Consider the following 22,324-nt stretch of genomic DNA (forward strand, 5'->3'; position numbering starts at 1 on the left):
TCACGCCTTTCCTGCTAATGCATTCATCTCGACGCGATCAGCCAATGCTTTCACGTCACTAATATCCGGTACACCCACACCAACCTGGCTGACTGCCAGTGCAGACAACGCGGTGGCAAACGCCAGTACGTCTTGTGGGGTATTTTCTTTATAAAGTCCCCAGCACATCCCGGCGACCAGGGTGTCACCCGCGCCAACGGTGCTGACCACTTTCATTTTCGGCGGTACAGCTTTGAGCCAGTTTCCGTTGTTCAGCCAAAGGACACCTTCTGCGCCGCGGGAAATCACCACATGTTCAATACCGGTTGCAGCCAGTTCTTCACCCGCTGCCATCAAAGACGCTTCATCATCAAGCGGTTTGCCAGCCCAGGCAGAGAGCTCCACTTCATTTGGCTTCACCAGCCAGGGCGCGACAGACAACCCGGCTGTCAATGCTGCACCGCTGGTATCCAGCGCCACTTTCTTGCCCTGCTCTCGCAAGCCTTTCAGCCATTCAGAGAACAGCTCTGGGCTGATACCCGGTGGCAGGCTGCCGGCAATCACGATGTAGTCGTGGCTGGCTGCCAGTTCAAACAGCCGAGTTTCCATCTCTTCGGCTTTTTCCGGAGACACGGCGACACCGGGGAAATTGATATCAGTCACCCGGCCATCCGCTTCCACCAGTTTGACGTTAATGCGGCTGGCACCATGAACACGGACAAATTCGTCACGCGCATCCATGGATTTGAACAGTTGGATAAAGGTGTCCAGGTTTTCATCACCCAGGCAACCTGACACGGTAACCGGCGTACCAAGGTCACTCAGCACGCGGGCAACGTTCACCCCTTTACCGGCCGGATGCAGAGACCCCTCGTTTATCAGGTTCACTTCCCCAGCTTCCAGCAGGCCTAGGCTGCCGGTCATGTCCAGTGCCGGATTGAGCGTAACGGTAAGGATACGGTTTCGGTTCATGGCTTAGCCCTCACCCAGTCCTGCATCAATGGCCTGGCCAATGGCATCCAGCGCCGCATCTGCATCCGGGCCTTCAGCCACAAACTCAAGCTCATGGCCTTTGGTAACGCCAAGGCCAATCACCTTCATCAGGCTCTTTGCATTAACCTGGGCACTGCCGCTTGTCAGGTTGGAGACCCAAACCTTGCTTTCGAATTTCTTCACTGTCGCAACTAACACGGCACCCGGACGGGCGTGCAAGCCATGTGGGTTTTTAATGGTGAATATGCGGGTGTTGCCTTTAGCCGCAGGAGCCTGGCTGAGGAGTTTCACCACGTTGGCAGCATCGCCGCTGAACAGCGCATCCAGTTTGTTGGTGTAAACAAGCGCTGCCAGATGCTCCAAAGACGCTGCGGCTGAACCGTCTTTACCGGCGACCGCCAGCACACCGCGAACCGGACCTTGTTCGGTTTCCACGGAGTCCTCAGCAGAAACAAACGCCATCGCGGTGTTGTTAACATGGGATGAACCGGATACCAGCCAGAGTCCCTGCCCCAGGTGCACCGCTTGCTGGCTCACCATGTCAGCCACAAATGCAGGCTCGACTGCGCCAGCGTTACGCAGCTTACCGCCGGCAACCGCTGTCAATTCCAAGAGACTGCGAGCCGGGAAACCCGTTTCTACCAGACTGGCTTCGAACATCAGTTCTTCACCGCCTTGCAGCACGGCAATGATTTCGTCGGCATTGGCGGCATTTTTCAGCTTCTCTTCTACGCCATCAGCCGAGAGCACTTTAGTCAGTTGTTTGAGCACCCCAAGGTGTTCATCTGAACCGGCAGCAATACCAATCGCCAGGTATGCCTGTTGGCCGTCATCACCCCAGGCCACGCCATCAGGGAAATGGAAAATTTGCAGGCCGGTCTGCTTTACTTTGTCACGGGTATCTGTGGTGCCATGCGGAATGGCAATCCCGTTTCCAAGGAAGGTGGCACTCTGTGCTTCACGGGCCAACATGCCCTCGCCGTACCCTTCTGCGACCAGTTCGCGGCTGACCATTTGCGCCGCGATCTGTGAAATAGCGTCTTGCTTGGTTGAGGCTTGTTGCCCCATCACGATGTCTTTTTGAGTAACTTGCAACATGGTTATCACCTGTCGTCTTTGGTATGTCGCTGATTGCTTTTACTTCCCGGTGACTTCTTTCGGGAACCCTACACATCGAATTTCAAGTGGCTGACTGAATCGATTCAGCAATCAGTTCAAAAATAAGTGCGCTGTCACAAAACTCAACTTTACGCACTAGCTGAAACCTTTCAGCTATAGATGCTGAATCCTTTCAGCTTATAATGCAAATATCATTTTGACTGATAATTCAAATACAGGATCCCGATCACAGATATAGGAGTGACGATGACACTGGATGAAATTGCGCGCCTGGCAGGTGTGTCACGCACTACCGCCAGTTATGTGATTAACGGTAAGGCTGACAGGTACCGTATAAGCCAGAAAACCCGGGACAAGGTGATGGCGGTTGTGGAAGAACACAACTACCAGCCAGACCATGCCGCCACCTCCCTGCGCATGGGGAGCAGCCATTCCCTTGGCCTTGTGATTCCAGATCTTGAAAATGCCAGTTATGCACGCATAGCCAAACTGCTTGAACGCCATGCCCGACAGGCCGGGTTCCAGCTCATCATCTCCTGCAGTGATGATGACCCGGACACGGAAATCAGCGTTGCCACCCTGTTGCTTGGCCGGCGGATAGATGCCCTGATTGTCGCCAGCAGCCTTCCGGCAGAACATAGGTTCTACCGGGATATTCAGGAGAAAGGCACGCCTGTAATTGCCATTGACCGGGCAATGGATGATGAACACTTTGCCAGCGTGATCAGTGAAGATCTGGAAGGCTCTTTCCAATTGACCAGTAAACTGCTGGACGCGAAGCCTGAGTCCATAGGCTTGATTGGCGCTGTGCCAAAGCTGGTCGTCTCACGCGAACGGGAACAGGGGTTCCGATCGGCAACCGAAAAATCCAGCGCCGATACCCGCATTGTCTACGGTGAGCATTTCAGCCATGAAGCAGGCAGACGTTTACTTCAAGCATGGATTGATGACGACTGTGTACCGGATGCTATCCTGACGACGTCGTTTACCCTGTTTGAAGGGGTACTCGATGAACTGCGGTGCCATCCAGAGCTGATGAACCGCATCCAGCTTGCGACTTTTGGTGACAACCGCCTGCTCGACTTCCTGCCGTTTGTCGTTCACTCCCTGCCCCAGGAATTTGAGCAAATCGCCGAAAAAGCCCTGTCACTGACCCTTTCCGCCATTAAAGGCAACCATCAATCTGGGATTGATGTGGTACCGAGGAAGGTGAAGTGGAGGGAAGCGGCGAAACACTGAGACATACCATTTATAGTGGCGAGTCGTGAGAAACGAGTAGCGAGTAAAAAGCGGTGAGTAAAGAGATAATCAACAGTAAGTAAATTTAGTCTCTGTCTCTTGGCTCACCTCTCACCCACTCGCAACTCACAGCTACCGTTACGCCTCCGAATAATCGTTCCTCTGCCCCGGAATATCCGAGCGGTATTCCACAAACTCAACTTCTATCCCATCAGGGTCGACAAAATAGACATTGCGGCGGTATTCGGTGGGGGCTCCGGGATGATCGACTTCAAACCCGGCTTCCCGAAGGCGGCCAATTAACCCATCGAGGTCTTCAACACTGAACCCTAAATGCGCCAATCCAACTTGATGACCGGCAAGGTCGCGGGGATCTGAATCACCGTTGTTGTTCAGGCAAAGGTAGTTGTAGTTATCACCAAAATGTACCCATTGGCGGGGCTTGCCTGACCACTCGCCGTCCCCCCCACCCCGGACTTCCCAATGGGGGAAAGCTGCTTTATAAAAAGACAGGCTGCGTTCTATATCCCTCACTACCAGATTTAAGTGCTCTAATCTAACCATGTTCTTCTCCTTATGAACCGACATTGCTCGTTTTGGTTATTTAGTAAACTTATTTACTTATTAAACCATAAGTAAAGTATATCCTTTACTATTTAAAATCCACCCGACTATATAAATTAATTACTTTACATAATTAGAAATGGGTAGCGTGCTACAAAAATGTGCAATCCGGCCGCAAAAGTTTCACTCGCGGTACATCTGCTTGCGATCTTCCGGTGCGAGGAATAGGCTGTCGGCAGCAAACAAAAGTTAAAAGGAAATGCTATGACAACTGAGCATGCATACCACATTGGTACCCCAGGCCAGCCTTGGGGAGATGCAGAGAAGGCACAGTGGCTCTCAGAACGGCATATTGCCCGCTCATATTTCGAAGATGTACTGACCAAAATAGAAGCACTGAGCGAAGAGTTTGATGTTGAAGAGTATGGTGCGCTGCCAATCGACGCAGAACGCTACCCGCTGTTTGCATTGAAAAGCAAGAACTGGTCTGCTGGCAAACCGGTAGTTCTGGTCACCGGGGGCGTTCACGGTTACGAAACCAGCGGTGTACATGGGGCACTGCTTTTCCTGCAGACCGAAGCAAAGCGTTATGAAGAGAATTTCAACCTTGTGGTCGCACCGTGTGTAAGCCCTTGGGGTTACGAAACCATTAACCGCTGGAACCCGAATGCCGTTGATCCAAATCGTTCATTCGTAACAAACAGCCCGGCTGAAGAATCCGGCTCACTGATGGCTTTCGTAGCCTCTCTTGGCAGCGAAGTGTTCGCACACTTTGACCTTCACGAAACCACAGACACTGATGAATCTGAGTTCCGTCCAGCTCTGGCAGCCCGCGATGGCAAAGAGTATGAACCTGACCTGGTGCCAGACGGTTTTTACCTGGTTGGTGATACTGAAAACCCACAGCCTGAATTCCAGAAAGCGATGATTGAATCGGTCAGTAAAGTCACCCACATCGCCCCGGCCGACGATAAAGGAGACATTATTGGTTCTCCCGTTGTTCAATTCGGAGTCATCAACTACCCAACCAAATCTCTCGGCCTTTGCAGCGGCATAACCAATTGTGTCTATGGCACTACTACTGAGGTATACCCAGACAGCCCTAAAGTAACAGACGAAGAGTGTAACCGAGCCCAGGTCGCAGCGCTGACCGGTGGACTTGATTTCATTCTCGCCCGGTTATAATTAGCTGAGCATTGTGACCAAGAAACGGATGCCATATACGTGTCATCCAGCCGGGGCCGTTTTATTTCCTGTAAACCTGATGAACTTATGCATGTTAGCGTAATAAAGCTCTTAAGGTTAAAAACGTCCCCGGTACCTTAATTAAGTAGAAAGATATCGTTGTTCCCTGCCAGAATATTCGCAGATTACTCACCGCTGTTATCTCCGTTAGCGATGCACCCTCTCGATTTTTATACGGTTATTCCACATATGCGGCAAAGTTCATGCCTATTGGACTATGCTTCCTTATATAGATGTGGAAGGTAAGGTCACAATGGCGAATCCTATCAGCAACATCATTCATTGGTTTACCAAGCCTTTTTCCCAAGGGAACAGTGAGGCCAGTGCCATTGTCAACGCTTTAGACAGATCGATGGCAGTTGTTGAATTCGATTTAGCTGGCAATATCCTGCACGCCAATGAAAACTTCCTTAAGACAATGGGTTACTCGAGAAAAGAAGTTATCGGCAAACACCATTCGATGTTTGTCTCATCCGATTTGGTCGACTCTTCCGAATACCGGGAGTTTTGGAAAAACCTCAGTAAAGGCCGTTACTTTTCTGCGGAATTCCAGCGCGTTGCGAAAGGAGGGAAAGAGATTTGGATTCAGGCAAGCTATAACCCTGTCCGCAACATGCTTGGCCGACCTTTCAAGATAGTTAAATTTGCTTCAGATATCACAGACCAAAAAATGAAGGCTGTCGATTCTACTGGAAAGATTAATGCAATAAACCGCTCCCTGGCAGTCATAGAATTTAACTTGGATGGCGAAATCATTCATGCAAATGAGAATTTCCTGGCTGTAGTCGGCTACTCACTCGAAGAGATTAGGGGAAAGCACCACTCTATATTTGTCGACACTGAATACTGCCAGACCGACGAGTACCAAGAGTTTTGGGAAGACCTTAAGCAAGGAAAATTTAAATCAGCCGAATTCCGTCGCTTGGCAAAAAGTGGACGTGAGGTATGGATCCAAGCAACCTACAACCCAATATTTGACCCAAACGGAAAACCGGTGAAGGTTGTTAAATTCGCCACTGATATTACTGAACAGAAGAGAGCTGCAGCCGACTTCAAAGGCCAAATTAAAGCCATCGACAAATCTCAGTCCATTATTGAGTTTGCACTGGATGGAACCATTCTCAACGCAAATAAAAACTTCCTGACAACGCTCGGATATACGCTCGATGAAATTCAAGGCAAGCATCACTCCATCTTTGTAGATACAGACACCCTGAACAGTACTGAATATAAAACGTTCTGGAATAAACTGGCTGCAGGTAACTTCCTGACCGGAGAGTTCCGCAGAATAGGTAAGCGTGGAAATGAAGTTTGGATCCAGGCGTCGTACAACCCGATTTTTGACGACTCCGGAAAACCATTCAAAGTGGTGAAATTTGTTACCGATATTACCAAGCAAAAGATGCGAAATTCTGATTTTGAAAGCCAGATAAATGCTATTGGTAAATCGCAGGCCATCATCGAATTTGACATAGACGGAACCATTATTACCGCAAACAACAATTTCCTTAATGCAATGGGATATACCCTTAAGGAAATTCAGGACAAACACCACTCCATGTTTGTCCATCCGGATTATGCATGTTCAGAGGAGTACCAGCGCTTTTGGGAAAAGCTCCGCGGCGGGGAATTCGAGAGTGCTGAATTCCAGCGGCTTGGCAAAGGCGGAAAAAAAGTTTGGATTCAGGCCTCCTACAACCCGATTCTTGATGCCAATGGCAAGCCATTCAAAATAGTGAAGTTTGCAACAGATATCACTGCAAAAAAACGCGCCGTAAATCTAATCAGCAGAAAACTTCTCCAACTGTCTGACGGAAAGCTCAATGTTAGAATTGATGAAAAGCTGGATGAAGAATTCGAACCAGTCCGCATCGCTCTTAACTCAACCGTAAGGCGCCTGAACGAACTGGTAACAGATATTATCCAAGCGGTTACGTCAGTACGTAAGGCCGTACAAGAGATTGAATCTGGTACGGATGCGCTAGGCAGACGTACCGAAGCACAATCAACTGCACTTGAACAAACCGCAGCCAGCGCGCTGGAACTGACGACTACTGTCAAACAAACGGCAAAAAATGCAGAACAGGCCGACGGTTATGCATTGGAAGCGTCCGATAAGGCTGAACGCGGAGGGTTGGTCGTAAAAAGTGCAGTAAAGGCCATCGCAGAAATAGAAAACTCCAGTAAGCGGATTTCAGATATCATTGGCGTTATCAACGATATTGCTTTCCAAACCAACCTCCTGGCACTCAATGCAGCGGTAGAAGCGGCCCGAGCCGGCGAACAGGGACGGGGTTTTGCCGTTGTTGCTGGTGAAGTCCGAAGCCTCGCACAACGAAGTTCAAAAGCCTCTATCGAAATTAAGGAATTGATAAACACCAGTGTTCAAAATGTCCAGGATGGAACAACCCTTGTCAGGGAATCCGGAGAAACCCTGGAGGAAATTGTCGAAGCAGTGACTGCAGTTTCCCATATGATATCGACGATTAATGGAGCCACCCAAGAGCAAAGCCTGGGAGTTCGGGAGATCAGTGAGGCCATAACCAGCATGGATACTATGACTCAGCAAAATACAAACCTTGCGGAGAAAACCAATGTTGTCAGCAGTAACTTGCTAAATGAAGCCGAAAATTTATTAAGTATGGTTAAGTATTTCCGTGTTGATAAAAAGAAAACACGCAAATCAAAAAACAAATAAACAGGGATACAACAAATCATATCACTATCAATCCACCCTTTAAAAACCACAAACTCTCAAGGGTTATACATTTAAGAAACCAAATCGCATTTCAGAGTTTATTAGCTTTTCCCGAATATATATTCACCCACCAGTCAGCATTCCATTGGCCAAAGTTTCTCTCATACCAAATGACACAACAAAGTATGAATCACATCTCCGGTTAAATTATCTATCCAGTTCAAAGAGGAGAAAATGAGATTTAATCTCAATAAAATGAACGAAGTGGCAAAACTTTGTCAGATTTTTTTACAACTTTAAATATTACGAAATTAGATCTTTTTTATATTTCATTATGTTATGTTGCAGGCACTTTAATTGCATTGTACAGGCTGCATTGACCGAGACTAAACACAATAATCCCTTCGGAGCCGAGTATAATGAAAAAGCCATTCCTGACATTTATTTCAAGCCTGATTGCTTTAGTCAGTCTATTTATAACACCTGGTGCATATTCCGCTTTTTACACGGTAGATATTACCGATCCTGCCAGTTACAACGCGATTTACGATCCAAAAGACGGAGCCTCCCTTGATCGCCTTCTGATGGTTTATGATTCTGACAGTGACATGTTCAGCCTTCAGTACGACTTTACTTCATCAAACAGCACCCAACTCGGCGACGCATATATCAAATTTACTAACAACGGTTTGGTGCCAAATGGCAACACCGGTGACGGCAACATACCTTGGTACCGTTTTAATGCCGAAACCCAGACGGTTCAGATCAGTAACGCCAACGTAAGCATTACGCGTAGCTTCGACTACCATTTTGACAATACCACTCGCAAAGGCAGTATTTTCCTCTCTCACAGCGCCTCAGACGTCTTCTCATACTTCCAGAATGAACCGGGCATCACCAACTGGAGTGGTGGTTCATTTTCTGACAAGCTCGGTCTTTGGTCGCACCTTGTAAGTACTGATTTTTATAAGACAGGCCCAAATGGGCTGGAAAGGGATCCCAACGTTTCCCCCGATCCCTGGATTGCATACGATGTACATGAACCCCTTATCAGTGTGGTGCTGACAGAAAACCCAATCCCAGAACCTGCTGGTCTGCTGGTATTTGCAGGAGCCTTACTGGGTCTGTTTACTGCCAGAAAATACCGAAAAGCCTAACAGAAACGAAAAAAGAGGCATGCCTTTTACCGGAGCATGCCTTTATTTTTACTCTTCGGGTTCGCTGCGCCTTTCATAAGGCAACCTGATGTGCCCCCAGCGAATAACAATAACCGTTCCGGCCAGAATCAGGGTTGCTCCTGCAATAGCAGCGATGCGCCAGCTGTCCATGCCCTTCATATCCAGAATAAGGTAGCGTGCCAGGGCAACAATAGCGATGTAGATAGGCATCCGAACCGGCAGTTTTCCGGATTCAACAAAGTTCGACACCATTGCCAGTACCTCCAGGTAAATAAAGAGCAGTAACAAATCAGCGAGCTCTACCCGCCCGGCATCGAATATATGTTTTATCTCCTGCCCGATAGCGATTACCGTTGCTATAGCTATCAGTGCCAGCACAATGTGCTCAGTGGTCTTTATGGCATTCAAACCAAACTTCCTTGTTAAGTTCATAGCGCTCCTTTAAAAGTGTTTACACGTCGAGTTGTCTTTTATAGTTTTGGATATCGGTATCACTGATCGAAATCCACCAGCAAAACCGTAACTTGAGTATCTACCATTAATATTAAGCATAGGAAATATGCAATTAATCCTCTTTTATGATGGCACTTGCCCTCTTTGCGTAGCAGAAATGGGTGAGCTGGCGCAGTTGGATGCCGGAAAAAGACTGACATTGGTCGATATCCACACTAAAGATTTTGCCCGGCAATACCCGGACATAAACAAAGAAAGTGCATCCACCATCCTCCATGGTTATGTCACCGAAGATGACAAATCCATGCGGTTGCTCTTAGGGTTGGATGTTACTTGTACTGCGTGGAACCTGGTGGGTAAAAAGCGCTGGCTGAAAATGCTGCGCTGGCCGGTTGTACGCTGGTTTGCAGACTGGGCGTATATGCGCTTTGCCAACAACCGGTACTTTATTTCTTACCTGTTGACTGGAAAATCCCGGTGCCAAAACGGTAACTGCCGTATTGATTAACCAACTGAAACAAATGCGCCTATTCATCACACATAAAAAGCACTAAAATTCCGCCGTCTGCAAGACATCAACTTTGTGTAACAGGCAGGAATTTATGGAAAAGCTTTTTGAGCGTTTGATGTACTCATCCAGATGGCTGATGGCGCCGATTTACTTCGGCCTCAGTCTGGTTTTGCTAGCCTTGGGTATTAAATTCTTCCAGCAGATTTTTGAAGTGATCCCTCATGTCTTCACAATGAAGAGCATGGATCTGGTGCTAGTCGTTCTGTCTCTGGTTGATATCGCACTTGTTGGCGGCTTGATTGTCATGGTGATGTTCTCGGGGTATGAGAATTTTGTATCCCGCCTGGATTTGGATGACCATGACGATCGTCTTGGCTGGCTAGGGAAACTGGATGCGGGTTCCCTGAAAAACAAGGTGGCAGCTTCTATTGTGGCAATTTCTTCCATCCACCTGCTCAAGATTTTCATGAACACCGAACACATTGCCAATGACAAACTGCAATGGTACCTGATGATCCACATTACCTTTGTACTGTCTGCATTTGCGATGGGATACCTGGATAAAATCACTCGTCACGACTGATTTATTGCCAGCTGCAAGGATGCAGCTATTCCCCCCTCTCTCCCTCTTGAATCTTGTTTACAGTCATCACCCACTGCTTACGGGCTTCCCGGTGCGAGGCAAAAAAACCGTTCCACATTATGTCTCCGGCATATCGGTTATAGCCGGCTTTCTCCATCTGGGTTGCCACCTGGTTTGCAATCCGGGTTTCCCGCTTAGTAACAAAATTGTCCGCTTTATCGAATAAAGGCGTTGCCAAGGGGTAGCGCCGTTTAAGGGAAGAAACCGGCTCTCCCCGCAGGTAATGCTGGACAAATTCTTCCAGGAACGCCTCGTAATCCAGCCTGAATTCTAGATAGCGGTAGATCCTCGGCGACGCCAAAACCTTCTTAGCGATATCAGACATCTTTTGTTTATCTGCTTTTTGGAGAATTGTCTGCCTCCAAGCCTGCTCTGCACTCTGGTCAGACAGCGCCGGGTTTTCAATTTCCATCGTTACAAATGGTGCATACACATCAGGATCAGTCAGCAGCAACACCATGTCATAGCTTTCACCCAGCTCTGGAGAACCACTTTTTCGGATAGTGTCTATCTTAGCGGCGATATCCAGCACACTCTCTGCAGATTCCAGCACCAACTCCTCTTTCGTTGCAGGCAAAAGGCTGTCGGCAGCGCCTTTTAGCGAATCCTGCACTTTCACTGCTGCGGGCACGATTTCATCGCCAAGCTTAACCAGGAAATACATCAGCCCAACAAGGGTTAGCAAGATTAGTTTAATTGCTCCTTTCAAGATCCCCTCACCACAATGATTTTGATACCCAAATCACTTCAAAGTGCTTGATTCAGAGTGATTATCAAATACGTTCTGGGTACTTTGCTGAAGTGCATCAAGGGCACGAAACAAGTCGCGGTACTGGGTACCGGTTAGGCCGTCGAGAATTTCGGATTCCCACTGCAACGCCCGTGGAATAATTTTTTCGTACAGTTCCAGCCCATCCTGGGTCAGAACTATTTGGGTAGCCCGTTGGTCTGATTCCCGCTTTTCCCGGACAATTAGCCCTTTTTCTTCAAGCCTAGCAAGTGTGCGGGACACTTTGACTTTATCCAGGTTGGTAACATCAGAAAGGTCTCGGGCAATCAGGTTTTCACGCGCGCCGAGGTTGGCAAGGATCCGCCATTCCGGGCGGGAAATACCAAATTCTGTCTCATACAGAGCAGCAAGGCTGTCTGCCACCTGCTCCGCGGTGCGAACCAGTTTGTAAGGAAGAAATTCCTCCAGTGAGAATGAACTGTATTGCCCCATGTAATCCTTACCTATTCCACTGTTGACGCGCAGTGTGCCGCCAGCTCCTGGTGCCATTAAAGCATATAATGGCACCGGGAAAACACATTACCTGTCAACTGTAGAGCCAGTGTGGCAACGCCAGTGACAGTGACGGAACCAACGCGATCAGGACAAGCCGGACCATATCTGCTGTCCAGAAAGGAACGATTCCGCGGAAAATGGTCTTGGTGTTGATATCTTTCATCACGCCAGAGAGCACAAACACATTCATACCAACTGGTGGAGTGATAAGGCTGATCTCCGTAACCACCACGACCAGGATGCCAAACCACACCAGGTCAAAACCGAGGCTCTGCACTAGCGGGAAGAAGATAGGCACCGTCAGCAGCAACATCGACATGCTCTCAAAAATACAACCAAGCAGGATATAGATAACCAGGATCGCCGCCATCACCATAAACGGTGACATATCCAACCCGGAGACGACAGCCAACAGGGCATCTGTAAACCCGGCACGGTTGATAAAGTTTGAGAAGATCAGTGCTGAAATCACCACACTGAAAAGAACCGCGGTGGTTTTTGCTGTCTCGACCAATACTTCGCGCAATACCTGGTAGTTAAGTTGGCGTTTAAGGCCGGCAATCACCAACGCACCGGCAGCACCAATTCCGGCAGCTTCCGTCGGCGTAAAGGCACCGGCATAAATCCCGCCCATCACCAATACAAAAAGCGCAACTGTCGAAATCACCCCTTTAAGAGCCAGCCAACGCTCCCTCCACGGCAATTTTTCCATTGGAGGGGCAATCTGGGGTTTGCGGTAAACGACCCAGCGTACGGCAGCTAGATACAAACCAATTCCGAGAAGGCCGGGAACCAACCCAGCGGCGAAGAGTTCACGGATACTGGTTTCGGTTAACAGCCCATAAACTACCAGCATAACGCTGGGCGGGATAAGGATGCCAAGCGTACCCCCGGCGGCTATCGACGCGGCCGCCAGGCTATCCTGGTAGCCATATTTCCGCATCGGCGGCATTGCCACTTTTGACATGGTTGCGGCAGTTGCCAGGCTCGAACCACAAATCGCAGAAAACCCGCCACATGCCAGTATAGTCGCCATTGAAAGTCCGCCTTTGCGGTGCCCGACAAAGGCATTGCTGGCGGCATACAACTCCTGGGAGAGTCCGGCGCGGTTTACCAAATTCCCCATCAGGACAAAAAGCGGGATAACAGAAAGGCTGTAGTCCTGACCGGTGTCAATTATCCTCCTCGCGGCCATCGAAAGGGTTGCCGTCCAGTTAAAATCCACCAGTGCACCAAAGCCGATAAACCCAACGATACCCATGGCATAGGCGAGCGGGATCCGCAAAAGCACCAGCGCCAGTAATATTGCAAAGCCAATCAAAGTAATTGTCATGGTTTCCTCACTGACGGTGATTCAGAGGTGTTCCCGGCACCATTTCCCGGGGACATCGGGCCACGCCTTAAGGCGTACAATGCGGCTAAAACAAGCACCATCACCATGGAGAGCCACCCGGTCGCTGAGATAAAATACATCACGTAGCCAAGCGGGATCGCCAGAATATCGGTCTCTTCACCGTATGAAAGTGAACGTGTTCCCAGCCCCCACACTTTCCATGCCACCAGCCCGAGCGCAAATGCACAGCCAAGGCTTATCAGTAGTTGCCGGGCGTTTACCATAACTTGGGGAAACCAGTCATCCAGCAAGTCGACACAAATATGTTCTTCCTGCCAGGTAATAAGAGGGAACGCGGCAAACACCACAAGCGCCAGCGTCACTTCTATCAATTCAACGCTGCCTTGCAACGGCGAATTGAGAAAATAACGCCCGACCACATCAATGACGGTCACAACCAGCATGGTTAACAGGGACAGTGCAGCCAGCCCTTCCAGGCCTGACCGCACTTTTCCTACCAAACAGAGCAGGCGATCCATTACTTGGCACCCAGCTCTGCTACCTGAGTACGGTAATAGTCAAGCGCAGCCTGAGGATCGCTGACACGCTTTTTCACCGCTTTTTTCAACCAGGCCTCTTCCAACCCGGCGGAGAAGCCTTTCGCTTGCTCAATCATTTCCGGTGTGGCTTTCATGACGGTATCACCTTTTGCCAGAGTATCTTCAACACCGGCTTTGTCAGCAATGTCCATCATCTGGCCAAACAGACGGGACAGCTTTTCACCGGAAACAGACAGCACCGCTTCACGATCCTCCTGCGACATACCGTCGAGAGTGTCCGGGTTCATCAGCAGGCTGAAGCTGCCTCGGTAAAGGCCACCGGGGAAGGTCACCACATTGGGAGCCACTTCATTAAGGCGGAAACTTTTAAGGGTTTCCAACGTGAAAAACGCACCGTCAACGACACCCTGCGATAACGCTTCATAGACTTTATTTGGCGGCAGGGCGACCGGGGCAACACCCATATTTTTACCGATGGTGGACATCACCTCACCGGCAATGCGCATCTTTTTGCCTTTAAGGTCATCAAACGAGGTGACCTTGTCACGGGTAATAATCGAACCAGGGCCATGCACCCCGACGCCCAGCACCACCAGTCCACGGTGTTCATTAGCTTTTTTCAGGTACTTGTCGAAAACACGCCAGTAAGCCACTGAGGCATTTTCAGAAGAAAGGTTGTTATTAAAGGTGGGGATTTCCGGCAGCTTGGTAAGTTCAAAGCGGCCCGGTTTAAAGCCATGGAAAAACCAGGTCACGTCACCGATACCGTCAGCAACGATGTCCGCCTGGGCAGGCGGCGGACCCATGTTGTATTCCACTTTCACGGTTACACGTCCGTCGGTGGCTTCTTCCACCCACTTGCCCCATGTTGGCCATACCATGCTGTTGATACCATGGTTCGGCGAGGCCCACGAACTTATCCTGATAACTTTGTCTGCTGCCGAAGCAGGCAGGGTTGCTCCCAGCAACAAGGCTGATACAGCGGCAAGGGTCAATTTTCTCTTCCACATATCGAGCTCCATTTTGTTTCATTTGTAATTTTTAGTCGTACAGTCCGGCTTTCCGTTCCTGACGATTTGCAAAACGTCACAAATCGCGCCTGACCCTAAAAATAGAATCACAACACTGATTATCACGCAACACAAAAGTTAACAAAATGATAAATTACTGTTGCAAACACCTCACTGTCCGCTCTAAGATTAATTTTATATTTAGTTTCAAATGTAACTTTTACCGGAGTGCGCAATGCCACCGGATTGAAAGAAAACAAGGAGCCCAGAATGAGAAAGTGGTTTTCATTTCCTGTTAGAGAAGGGGAAGCATCCCGCCAGGCACATTGTGATTTGCCTGAAGGAACGTTCGAGCGGGAAGTGGGTAAGGAAGGGTTCTTCGGCCCGGCAACCCATATGTACCACCAGCATGCCCCGACAGGGTGGACAGAGTGGGAAGGCCCACTTCGCCCCCACGCTTTCGATACCACCAAAATGGAGGTATTCGATGAGTCACCGCTTCAGGCTCCGAGCTTGCTGGAAAATGCCAATGTGAAAGTCCGTATCTGGAAGTGTTCAGAGAAAATGGCGCATCTGGTAAGGAACAGTGACGGAGATGACTGCCTGTTTATCCATGCCGGTTCCGGTTCGCTTTTCTGTGATTATGGCCACATGACATTCAGTGAAGGGGATTACATTGTGCTGCCGCGCGCTACCAGTTGGCGTATTGAGCCGACCGACCCTGTTACCATGCTGATGATTGAAGCCACCAACGGTTCGTATATGAGTGCAGAACGTGGTGTGGTGGGCGATCACGCTATCTTTGATCCAGCGGTTTTGGAATACCCACGAATCAATGATGCATTCCGAGCACAGCAGAGCAGTACCCAACCCTGGCAGGTACATATCAAAAGCCGGAACCAACTGAACAAAGTTACCTACCCGTTCAACCCGCTTGATGCGGTAGGCTGGAAAGGAAACCTCACTGTATTTCGCCTCAACTGGCGCGATATCCGCCCGTTGATGAGCCACCGTTACCACCTGCCACCATCTGCACACATTACTTTTGTCGCTGACGGCTTTGTAATTTGTACGTTTGTCCCCCGTCCGATTGAATCCGACCCGGGTGCACTCAAAGTACCGTTTTACCACAACAATGATGATTACGATGAAGTGATCTTTTACCACAAGGGCGAGTTCTTCAGCCGGGACAATATCCATCCCGGCATGGTAACCCTCCACCCTTGCGGCTTCCCGCACGGCCCGCACCCGAAAGCCTTTGCCACCGGGGCAAAACACAGCCGTAAGGAAACCGATGAAGTCGCAGTCATGATAGATACACGCGTGCCTGTTGATATGACTGATGCTGCCCGCGCCGTAGAAGATAAAGATTACGTAAATTCCTGGCAGACACCACCAAACGCAGAATAACCAATAAACAGAATCCAAATGGAGATTGACGGATGAAACTTGCATCCCTTAAACACCAGCGTGACGGCAAATTGATTCTCGTGTCCCGTGACCTTGTACAGGCTGTCAGTGCAGATGATATTGCACTTACCCTACAAGTTGCGCTCGACAACTGGGCAGAAGCGTCGCCAAAGCTCCAGGCAAGATATGAAGCACTGAATGCGGGAGAGTGCACAGGTTGTTTCCCTTTTGTCGCAGAAGATTGTGCTTCCCCCCTCCCCCGAGCCTTTCAGTGGGCAGACGGCAGTGCCTATGTAAACCACGTAGAATTAGTCCGCAAAGCACGCGGTGCAACTATGCCGGAAAGCTTTTGGACAGACCCATTGATGTACCAGGGCATGTCGGATGGTTTCCTTGGCCCTCGGGATCACATTGAGCTGGCTGATGATACTTGGGGCTGTGACTTCGAAGCGGAAATTGCCGTGATTACCGGTGATGTCCCTATGAGCACCCAGCCGGCGGAAGCTGCTTCCCATATCAAGCTGTTGATGCTGGTGAACGACGTTTCCCTCAGAAACCTGATTCCGGCAGAGCTCGCCAAAGGCTTCGGTTTTTTCCAGTCCAAGCCTGCCTCAGCGTTTTCACCTGTTGCCGTCACGCCCGATGAGCTGGGAGGCAGTTGGGAGGATGGCAAGGTTCACCGACCTCTGACAGTCCACCTCAACGGTGAGCTCTTTGGCGCGCCGGATGCGGGTGTCGACATGACATTCAACTTCCATCAGTTAGTCTCCCACGTAGCCAAAAGTCGCCATATCGCGGCGGGTACCATTATTGGTTCAGGCACCGTCTCCAACCTTGACCGTAGCAAAGGTTCCTGCTGCCTGGCGGAGAAAAGGATGCTGGAAATTATCGACAACGGTTCCCCAACCACACCGTTTATGACCTACGGTGATAAGGTGGAAATTGAACTGTTCGGTGAAGACGGCAACTCGGTATTCGGCCGGATTGAACAAACCGTGGTTCATTATTCGAAGTGAGCCCAAAAGAAGGAATCGACATATGCAGCTTTATGATTATTCGAGATCAACCGCTGCTTTCAGGGTAAGGATTGCGTTGAACCTCAAGGAAATCCCGTATGACTCTGTGCCCGTTTCGCTAATTGACGGGGAACAGAATCAGGAGGGATACCGCAATATCAATGCAGCCGGGCTGGTCCCGGCACTTGAAGATGGCGGCCAAACCCTGACTCAGTCACTCGCAATCCTTGAGTACCTGGACGAAATTCATCCCCATCACCCGTTGTTGCCAAAAAACCCGTTGGCCAAAGCCCGTTGCCGCGCATTGGCGATGGACGTCGCCTGCGACATGCATCCGCTGAACAACTTGCGGGTACTTAAGCACCTCACCGGAGAATTGGGGCACAGTGAGGATGAAAAACTGGCTTGGTACCACCATTGGTTAAAACAAGGCTTCGGCGGTCTTGAAGCAAAACTTGGAGGAATAAAAACGCCATATTGCAGCGGTGACACCCCAATGATGGCGGACGTTTGCCTGATACCTCAGCTTTTTAACGCGCGGCGATTTAATTTTGCTTTGGATGCCTACCCGACACTGGTGCACATCGAACAAAACTGCATGGCTCTCCCAGCATTTGCAAACGCGCACCCGGATGCTCCCCTTGCTGTTAATTAGCGCAGCCACTCACACCTTGTTACGCACTGACACACTGTCAGTGCGATTCAGCGTTTCCCCGACCAGCCGGAATTTTGTAGACTACCCTCAATATTAAATAAACAGTGTGTGTACGATGAAACAACTGATCGACTTTATTCCTCTGATTGTCTTTTTTGCGCTCTACAAGATGTACGACATTTTTGTGGCCACCGGTGCCTTGATTGTTGTGACTCTGGTGATGGTAGGCGTTACCTGGGTAATGTACCGCAAAGTTGAGAAGATGCAGTTGATTACTGCTGCCATGGTGGCTGTATTTGGTGCCATGACACTGATTTTCCATGACGACAACTTCATTAAATGGAAAGTCACCATTGTTTACGCATTGTTTGCGATTGGCCTGGTTGTTACCCAGATGATGGGCAAGCCGGTTATTAAAGGCATGCTTGGAAAAGAACTGACGCTGCCTGAAAACGTCTGGCGCAATATCAATAGTGCCTGGGTAGCATTCTTCGCTATCCTTGCCGTGGTGAACGTATATGTTGCCTACCGCCTGCCTCTGGATGTGTGGGTGAATTTCAAGGTGTTCGGTTTATTGGCCCTGACTTTAGCGTATACTCTCGCGACTGGCGTCTATATCTACAAGCAGATGCCTAAAGACAAGAGCTCAGAGTCAACCTCAGAGTAATTCAGAAAGCGCAGTAAGAGTCTGGATAACACCATGAGTGAACAAAACAACTGCCCGCGGGGACAGCTTTTGCTCCGAACCCTGGCGATGCCGGCAGACACCAATGCTAACGGCGATATTTTTGGCGGCTGGATCATGTCCCAGCTCGACCTCGCCGGCGCCATTCTGGCTAAAGAAATTTCCGGTGGCCGCGTGGTGACCGTATCCGTAAACAACATTGTATTCAAAGCCCCGGTCAGTGTCGGCGATGTGGTGTGTTGTTATGGCGAGTGTACCCGAATCGGCAATTCTTCCATGACAGTTTCCCTGGAGGTCTGGGTGAAACCTGTCGCATACCACGAGGTCGGTGAGCGCTACCGCGTCTGCGAAGCGGCTTTTAATTATGTGGCCATTGATGCAGAAGGCCGTCCGCGTCCCGTCAAAAAATAAGAACTCATCATGCCCCGGCCAACGACCGGGGCATTTTTTTCCGCTACAATATCCGCAATTTATCTCATTCAGAACAATCAGGAGTACACGGATGTGGTACGTAATCTTTTCCCAAGACGTTGAGAACAGCCTCCCATTGCGTATGCAGGTTCGGGAACAACACCTTGCCCGCCTGCGCGACTTGGAAGCACAAGGCCGCCTGCTTGTTGCCGGCCCAAACCCGGCAATTGATGATGAAAACCCAGGTGACGCCGGCTTTACCGGTTCTACTGTTATCGCTCAATTCAACTCTTTGGAAGATGCCAAAACCTGGGCTGATGCAGACCCTTATATTGCCGCCGGTGTCTATCAAGACGTTATTGTGAAACCCTTTAAAAAAGTGCTGCCGGCAGAATAACCTTCACGGTTAACCGGCAAGCAACCCAAGGACTTCATCCATGCAGATGCTTACTTCATTAAAATATCTCGTTATCACCGGTGCTGCGTTTGCACTGGCTGCCTGTTCTTCGACCCCAGACCAGCAGGAAATCGCTGAGACTTTTGCAAAGCAACGTGCAGCCATGCTGAGCAACGTTGTCCCGGTTGAGATGCAGGGCTACACCCTGGTTCGAGCCAAGGCAGACGGCAGCCAAATAGAAATGACCCTGCTTTACAGCGGTGACACCCAAAATGCACCAAGCGATCTGACAAATTCCATGGTCAACCGCTACTGCAATGACAACGAGGTGCATTCCCTGATGGAGCAAGGCGTCAGCTACAAGCTGCTGATTCGCGATATGCGCGGTCGCCCGGTAACAGAAAAAGTGGTAGATACTGATACCTGTGAGGCCCGTTAACGGCAACACTCCGACATAAAAACGGTGACCGGTTGGTCGCCGTTTTCTGTTCAGTTTTTCTTGACCACCGGCCAGCTCAAATCCCAGGGCACCGCCCAGCCTTCTATTTCCCGCCCATACCAGTGCTCACCCATTTGCGGAGACAGGACAAAACTGAAATTCTCACCCTTGTAGTGGAAACGCAATGCGTAAGCATGGAGGTAGCCTCGGTCACTGGCTTCACCGCCATAGAGCTCATCACCGAGCAATGGCGCACCAACACTTTTCATTGCCACCCGGATTTGATGGGTTTTCCCAGTGTGTGGCTTACACAACAACGCACGGAATGCTTCACCGTTATTCCCAGTGTAGGCAGTTGAAAAAAACTGGGTAACGGCAGGGTTGGTTTTGCCGTTAGTCAGCTTCCATGCTCCGCGGCGGGCTTTTTCCATGTCCCCGGCCACCAGCCCCTGCTTCTTCTTGGGCTTTTTAGCAGACAGGGCCAGGTAGTATTTTTCAATATCCTTAGATGCAAACAAGCCACATAACAGTGCTGCAGCTTCACTGGAGCAGGCTAAAATCAACAGGCCGGATGTCATCTTGTCAAGGCGGTGTACCAGATAGAGTTTTTCTTTTCCCAGGGCACAGGCGACATCATTCACAAATGCGGTTTCATTGTCGTCTTTATGTACACTGATACCCGGATATTTGTCGATAATAACAAAGTCATTGTGCTGGAACACGAGGGAAAAAGGAGCAGTCATAACAGTGCCTGACGCGGAAAAAAATAGAAGCGGCAGTTTACTGGAACTCTCCGCAACTGGCGAGAGGTACAGAACGGTTTACCATGACAAACGTATCAGGAAAATATCTGTTGCTGATATAAAAAAGCCCAGCGCCAAATCAGGCTTCATGATACAGTCGAGGCATTCGGAGAAAACGCAGTATTCCAGCACCTTAGACCAAATCGATGCATTTCGATACGGATCGTACCGGATAAAGCGAAAGTCAGGGAATGGTGCAAAGTTTGCTCTCAAGAGGTTTCACTGTCTGAATGGACAAGTTTTATGAAGTTCTGACCTGGGTAGGTCTCTTTCTTTACTGGCTGACCGTTGCATCAGTCACGATGCGTGTCGTTTTACGCCGCCGTGCTATGGGCGTGTCTCTAGCCTGGCTTCTCATCATTTTTATCCTCCCCATTGCCGGTGTTATTCTCTATTTACTTTTTGGTGAGCTGAACCTTGGGAAAAAGCGGGCACAACGCGCTAAATCGATGTTCAAGCCATACGCTGACTGGATGCAGGACTTATCCGATTGCCCGGGATACCTCCCCCACCGGATGGGTTTTCATGCGCGTCCTGTCCACGAACTTTGTGTGAACAGGACTTCCATTCCCAGTCTTACCGGCAACGATCTGTCACTGAACAGCAACACCGCAAACTCTCTTCGATCAATTGCATCTGATATTCGTCACGCCAAAGAAAGTGTCAATATGGTGTTCTACATCTGGCATCCGGGCGGACATGCTGATGATGTAGCGAAAGCAGTGTGTGATGCTTCCCGTAGAGGTGTCACAGTCCGAATCATGCTGGACTCTGCCGGCAGCAAAGAGTTCTTCCGCAGCCACTGGCCGGCGGCCATGCGCAACGCAGGAGTCCATCTGATTGAGTCACTTGCGGTTACACCATTCCGGATGTTTTTCCGCCGCCAGGATATCCGCCAACACCGGAAAATCGTCGTCATCGACAATGCGATAGGCTATACCGGCTCAATGAACATGGTCGACCCACGTTTCTTCAAGCAGGACAGTGGAGTAGGTCAGTGGGTGGATGTAATGGTCCGGATCAACGGCCCGGTCGTTCCCTTGCTCAACAGCATTATTTGCTGGGACTGGGAGGTAGAAACCGGTCACAGAAACCTGCCACCACATAACTGCGTCATTCCGGAAGGACATAAACACCTCCATCACGCCGTCCAGGTTGTGCCATCTGGCCCTTCAATGCCGGACGGGTTAATCCAGCAGGTGCTTCACCTTGCCATTCACCAGGCTCAGCGTTCGGTCACCATTACCACACCGTACCTCGTTCCGGGTGACTATTTGCTGGAGACCCTCAAAACGACGGCTTACCGGGGCGTAGATGTCAGTATTATTATTCCAGCCAAAAATGATTCACTAATGGTTGAGTGGGCTAGCCGCGCATTCTTCAGCGACCTCCTGGAAGCCGGAGTGAAAATTTACCGATTTGGCGGTGGGCTGCTTCATACCAAGTCCGTGGTGGTTGATGATGATTATTGCCTCATCGGCACAGTAAATATGGATATGCGAAGCTTTTGGCTGAATTTCGAATTAACCCTGGCAGTGGATGACCCCGAATTCTGTTCTGACCTTATTTCCCTGCAAAAAACGTATCTCGGAAAATCCACCATGGTGGACATAGACAAGTGGAAGAGGCGGCCTATCTATAACAAGCCGATAGAGCAGTTTTTCTATATGTTCAGCCCCTTGCTGTAATGAATACATA

Annotated in this window: 24 protein-coding genes; 14 read left to right on the forward strand and 10 right to left on the reverse strand. The window is 49.7% G+C overall.

Going from position 1 to position 22,324, the window contains the following annotated elements:
* Together pfkB and fruB are read right to left on the reverse strand one after the other, a co-directional pair.
* Positions 1-951, reverse strand: coding sequence for a 1-phosphofructokinase (pfkB, locus tag NF212_RS11290; RefSeq protein WP_434355646.1), 951 nt, complete (start codon positions 949-951; stop codon positions 1-3).
* 3 nt (positions 952-954) lie between these two features.
* The gene (gene fruB / locus NF212_RS11295) at positions 955-2,070 is read right to left on the reverse strand and encodes a fused PTS fructose transporter subunit IIA/HPr protein (RefSeq protein ID WP_434355648.1); all 1,116 of its coding nucleotides are present in this window, start codon (positions 2,068-2,070) and stop codon (positions 955-957) included.
* A 267-nt stretch (positions 2,071-2,337) separates the two neighbouring features.
* On the opposite strand from fruB, the gene cra reads away from it, so the two are divergent.
* Positions 2,338-3,330: a catabolite repressor/activator gene (gene cra / locus NF212_RS11300; protein ID WP_434355650.1), complete on the forward strand. Its 993-nt coding sequence runs from the start codon at positions 2,338-2,340 to the stop codon at positions 3,328-3,330.
* A gap of 138 nt (positions 3,331-3,468) precedes the next feature.
* On the opposite strand, the gene NF212_RS11305 is transcribed toward cra, so the two are convergent.
* On the reverse strand, positions 3,469-3,894 hold the full coding sequence (locus tag NF212_RS11305) for a VOC family protein (protein ID WP_434355652.1): 426 nt from the start codon (positions 3,892-3,894) through the stop codon (positions 3,469-3,471).
* 264 nt (positions 3,895-4,158) lie between these two features.
* Here NF212_RS11305 and NF212_RS11310 point away from each other — a divergent pair, with 264 nt between their 5' ends.
* The 3 genes from NF212_RS11310 (at position 4,159) to NF212_RS11320 (ending at position 8,994) form a co-directional block, all read left to right on the forward strand.
* Positions 4,159-5,079: a M14 family metallopeptidase gene (locus NF212_RS11310; protein ID WP_434355654.1), complete on the forward strand. Its 921-nt coding sequence runs from the start codon at positions 4,159-4,161 to the stop codon at positions 5,077-5,079.
* 313 nt (positions 5,080-5,392) lie between these two features.
* A complete protein-coding gene (locus NF212_RS11315; RefSeq protein WP_434355656.1) occupies positions 5,393-7,837 on the forward strand; it encodes a methyl-accepting chemotaxis protein in 2,445 nt (814 codons plus the stop codon).
* A 419-nt stretch (positions 7,838-8,256) separates the two neighbouring features.
* On the forward strand, positions 8,257-8,994 hold the full coding sequence (locus tag NF212_RS11320; RefSeq protein ID WP_434355658.1) for a PEP-CTERM sorting domain-containing protein: 738 nt from the start codon (positions 8,257-8,259) through the stop codon (positions 8,992-8,994).
* A 48-nt stretch (positions 8,995-9,042) separates the two neighbouring features.
* Here NF212_RS11320 and NF212_RS11325 read toward each other — a convergent pair whose 3' ends face one another.
* Positions 9,043-9,447: a phosphate-starvation-inducible protein PsiE gene (locus NF212_RS11325; RefSeq protein WP_434355660.1), complete on the reverse strand. Its 405-nt coding sequence runs from the start codon at positions 9,445-9,447 to the stop codon at positions 9,043-9,045.
* Positions 9,448-9,574: 127 nt separating this feature from the next.
* Here NF212_RS11325 and NF212_RS11330 point away from each other — a divergent pair, with 127 nt between their 5' ends.
* Both NF212_RS11330 and NF212_RS11335 read left to right on the forward strand, forming a co-directional pair.
* Entirely contained in the window at positions 9,575-9,976 is a 402-nt protein-coding gene (locus NF212_RS11330) for a thiol-disulfide oxidoreductase DCC family protein (RefSeq protein ID WP_434355662.1), read from the forward strand.
* A 94-nt stretch (positions 9,977-10,070) separates the two neighbouring features.
* The gene (locus NF212_RS11335; protein ID WP_434355664.1) at positions 10,071-10,562 is read left to right on the forward strand and encodes a TIGR00645 family protein; all 492 of its coding nucleotides are present in this window, start codon (positions 10,071-10,073) and stop codon (positions 10,560-10,562) included.
* A 25-nt stretch (positions 10,563-10,587) separates the two neighbouring features.
* On the opposite strand, the gene NF212_RS11340 is transcribed toward NF212_RS11335, so the two are convergent.
* The 5 genes from NF212_RS11340 to NF212_RS11360 are packed head-to-tail and all read right to left on the reverse strand — an operon-like array spanning position 10,588 to position 14,810.
* A complete protein-coding gene (locus tag NF212_RS11340) occupies positions 10,588-11,307 on the reverse strand; it encodes a hypothetical protein (protein WP_434355666.1) in 720 nt (239 codons plus the stop codon).
* 57 nt (positions 11,308-11,364) lie between these two features.
* On the reverse strand, positions 11,365-11,901 hold the full coding sequence (locus tag NF212_RS11345) for a MarR family winged helix-turn-helix transcriptional regulator (RefSeq protein WP_434355668.1): 537 nt from the start codon (positions 11,899-11,901) through the stop codon (positions 11,365-11,367).
* A gap of 37 nt (positions 11,902-11,938) precedes the next feature.
* Positions 11,939-13,240 (reverse strand): TRAP transporter large permease, encoded by a 1,302-nt coding sequence (locus NF212_RS11350; protein WP_434355670.1) that lies wholly within the window; start codon positions 13,238-13,240, stop codon positions 11,939-11,941.
* Complete coding sequence (locus NF212_RS11355) at positions 13,237-13,779, reverse strand: TRAP transporter small permease (RefSeq protein WP_434355672.1); 543 nt, start codon at positions 13,777-13,779, stop codon at positions 13,237-13,239. Before NF212_RS11355 ends, NF212_RS11350 begins: the two co-directional genes overlap by 4 nt.
* Complete coding sequence (locus tag NF212_RS11360; protein ID WP_434355674.1) at positions 13,779-14,810, reverse strand: TRAP transporter substrate-binding protein; 1,032 nt, start codon at positions 14,808-14,810, stop codon at positions 13,779-13,781. Before NF212_RS11360 ends, NF212_RS11355 begins: the two co-directional genes overlap by 1 nt.
* Positions 14,811-15,080: 270 nt before the next feature.
* On the opposite strand from NF212_RS11360, the gene NF212_RS11365 reads away from it, so the two are divergent.
* The 7 genes from NF212_RS11365 to gspS2 all read left to right on the forward strand — a co-directional run bounded on the left by NF212_RS11365 (position 15,081) and on the right by gspS2 (position 19,823).
* Complete coding sequence (locus NF212_RS11365) at positions 15,081-16,220, forward strand: homogentisate 1,2-dioxygenase (protein ID WP_434355676.1); 1,140 nt, start codon at positions 15,081-15,083, stop codon at positions 16,218-16,220.
* 32 nt (positions 16,221-16,252) lie between these two features.
* Positions 16,253-17,236: a fumarylacetoacetate hydrolase family protein gene (locus NF212_RS11370; protein ID WP_434355678.1), complete on the forward strand. Its 984-nt coding sequence runs from the start codon at positions 16,253-16,255 to the stop codon at positions 17,234-17,236.
* 22 nt (positions 17,237-17,258) lie between these two features.
* Positions 17,259-17,891 (forward strand): maleylacetoacetate isomerase, encoded by a 633-nt coding sequence (gene maiA / locus NF212_RS11375; protein WP_434355680.1) that lies wholly within the window; start codon positions 17,259-17,261, stop codon positions 17,889-17,891.
* A gap of 115 nt (positions 17,892-18,006) precedes the next feature.
* Positions 18,007-18,558 (forward strand): septation protein A, encoded by a 552-nt coding sequence (locus tag NF212_RS11380; protein ID WP_434355682.1) that lies wholly within the window; start codon positions 18,007-18,009, stop codon positions 18,556-18,558.
* A gap of 33 nt (positions 18,559-18,591) precedes the next feature.
* On the forward strand, positions 18,592-18,987 hold the full coding sequence (gene yciA, locus NF212_RS11385) for an acyl-CoA thioester hydrolase YciA (RefSeq protein WP_434355684.1): 396 nt from the start codon (positions 18,592-18,594) through the stop codon (positions 18,985-18,987).
* Between the two features lie 91 nt (positions 18,988-19,078).
* The gene (locus NF212_RS11390; RefSeq protein WP_434355686.1) at positions 19,079-19,384 is read left to right on the forward strand and encodes a YciI family protein; all 306 of its coding nucleotides are present in this window, start codon (positions 19,079-19,081) and stop codon (positions 19,382-19,384) included.
* Positions 19,385-19,424: 40 nt separating this feature from the next.
* A complete protein-coding gene (gene gspS2 / locus NF212_RS11395; RefSeq protein WP_434355688.1) occupies positions 19,425-19,823 on the forward strand; it encodes a type II secretion system pilot lipoprotein GspS-beta in 399 nt (132 codons plus the stop codon).
* A 50-nt stretch (positions 19,824-19,873) separates the two neighbouring features.
* On the opposite strand, the gene NF212_RS11400 is transcribed toward gspS2, so the two are convergent.
* Positions 19,874-20,566, reverse strand: a complete 693-nt coding sequence (locus NF212_RS11400; RefSeq protein ID WP_434355690.1) for a TIGR01621 family pseudouridine synthase — start codon at positions 20,564-20,566, stop codon at positions 19,874-19,876.
* Between the two features lie 290 nt (positions 20,567-20,856).
* Here NF212_RS11400 and cls point away from each other — a divergent pair, with 290 nt between their 5' ends.
* Positions 20,857-22,314, forward strand: coding sequence for a cardiolipin synthase (gene cls, locus NF212_RS11405; protein WP_434355692.1), 1,458 nt, complete (start codon positions 20,857-20,859; stop codon positions 22,312-22,314).
* Positions 22,315-22,324 lie beyond the last annotated feature (10 nt).

Source organism: Parasalinivibrio latis, from assembly GCF_036825535.1.
Taxonomy (GTDB): Bacteria; Pseudomonadota; Gammaproteobacteria; order Enterobacterales; family Vibrionaceae; genus Parasalinivibrio; species Parasalinivibrio latis.

Coding starts and splice junctions, on each gene's coding strand:
- pfkB (WP_434355646.1), bottom strand. CDS start 951: ATGAACCGAAACCGTATCCTTACCGTTACGCTCAATCCGGCACTGGAC.
- fruB (WP_434355648.1), bottom strand. CDS start 2,070: ATGTTGCAAGTTACTCAAAAAGACATCGTGATGGGGCAACAAGCCTCA.
- cra (WP_434355650.1), top strand. CDS start 2,338: ATGACACTGGATGAAATTGCGCGCCTGGCAGGTGTGTCACGCACTACC.
- NF212_RS11305 (WP_434355652.1), bottom strand. CDS start 3,894: ATGGTTAGATTAGAGCACTTAAATCTGGTAGTGAGGGATATAGAACGC.
- NF212_RS11310 (WP_434355654.1), top strand. CDS start 4,159: ATGACAACTGAGCATGCATACCACATTGGTACCCCAGGCCAGCCTTGG.
- NF212_RS11315 (WP_434355656.1), top strand. CDS start 5,393: ATGGCGAATCCTATCAGCAACATCATTCATTGGTTTACCAAGCCTTTT.
- NF212_RS11320 (WP_434355658.1), top strand. CDS start 8,257: ATGAAAAAGCCATTCCTGACATTTATTTCAAGCCTGATTGCTTTAGTC.
- NF212_RS11325 (WP_434355660.1), bottom strand. CDS start 9,447: ATGAACTTAACAAGGAAGTTTGGTTTGAATGCCATAAAGACCACTGAG.
- NF212_RS11330 (WP_434355662.1), top strand. CDS start 9,575: ATGCAATTAATCCTCTTTTATGATGGCACTTGCCCTCTTTGCGTAGCA.
- NF212_RS11335 (WP_434355664.1), top strand. CDS start 10,071: ATGGAAAAGCTTTTTGAGCGTTTGATGTACTCATCCAGATGGCTGATG.
- NF212_RS11345 (WP_434355668.1), bottom strand. CDS start 11,901: ATGGCACCAGGAGCTGGCGGCACACTGCGCGTCAACAGTGGAATAGGT.
- NF212_RS11350 (WP_434355670.1), bottom strand. CDS start 13,240: ATGACAATTACTTTGATTGGCTTTGCAATATTACTGGCGCTGGTGCTT.
- NF212_RS11355 (WP_434355672.1), bottom strand. CDS start 13,779: ATGGATCGCCTGCTCTGTTTGGTAGGAAAAGTGCGGTCAGGCCTGGAA.
- NF212_RS11360 (WP_434355674.1), bottom strand. CDS start 14,810: ATGTGGAAGAGAAAATTGACCCTTGCCGCTGTATCAGCCTTGTTGCTG.
- NF212_RS11365 (WP_434355676.1), top strand. CDS start 15,081: ATGAGAAAGTGGTTTTCATTTCCTGTTAGAGAAGGGGAAGCATCCCGC.
- NF212_RS11370 (WP_434355678.1), top strand. CDS start 16,253: ATGAAACTTGCATCCCTTAAACACCAGCGTGACGGCAAATTGATTCTC.
- maiA (WP_434355680.1), top strand. CDS start 17,259: ATGCAGCTTTATGATTATTCGAGATCAACCGCTGCTTTCAGGGTAAGG.
- NF212_RS11380 (WP_434355682.1), top strand. CDS start 18,007: ATGAAACAACTGATCGACTTTATTCCTCTGATTGTCTTTTTTGCGCTC.
- yciA (WP_434355684.1), top strand. CDS start 18,592: ATGAGTGAACAAAACAACTGCCCGCGGGGACAGCTTTTGCTCCGAACC.
- NF212_RS11390 (WP_434355686.1), top strand. CDS start 19,079: ATGTGGTACGTAATCTTTTCCCAAGACGTTGAGAACAGCCTCCCATTG.
- gspS2 (WP_434355688.1), top strand. CDS start 19,425: ATGCAGATGCTTACTTCATTAAAATATCTCGTTATCACCGGTGCTGCG.
- NF212_RS11400 (WP_434355690.1), bottom strand. CDS start 20,566: ATGACTGCTCCTTTTTCCCTCGTGTTCCAGCACAATGACTTTGTTATT.
- cls (WP_434355692.1), top strand. CDS start 20,857: ATGGACAAGTTTTATGAAGTTCTGACCTGGGTAGGTCTCTTTCTTTAC.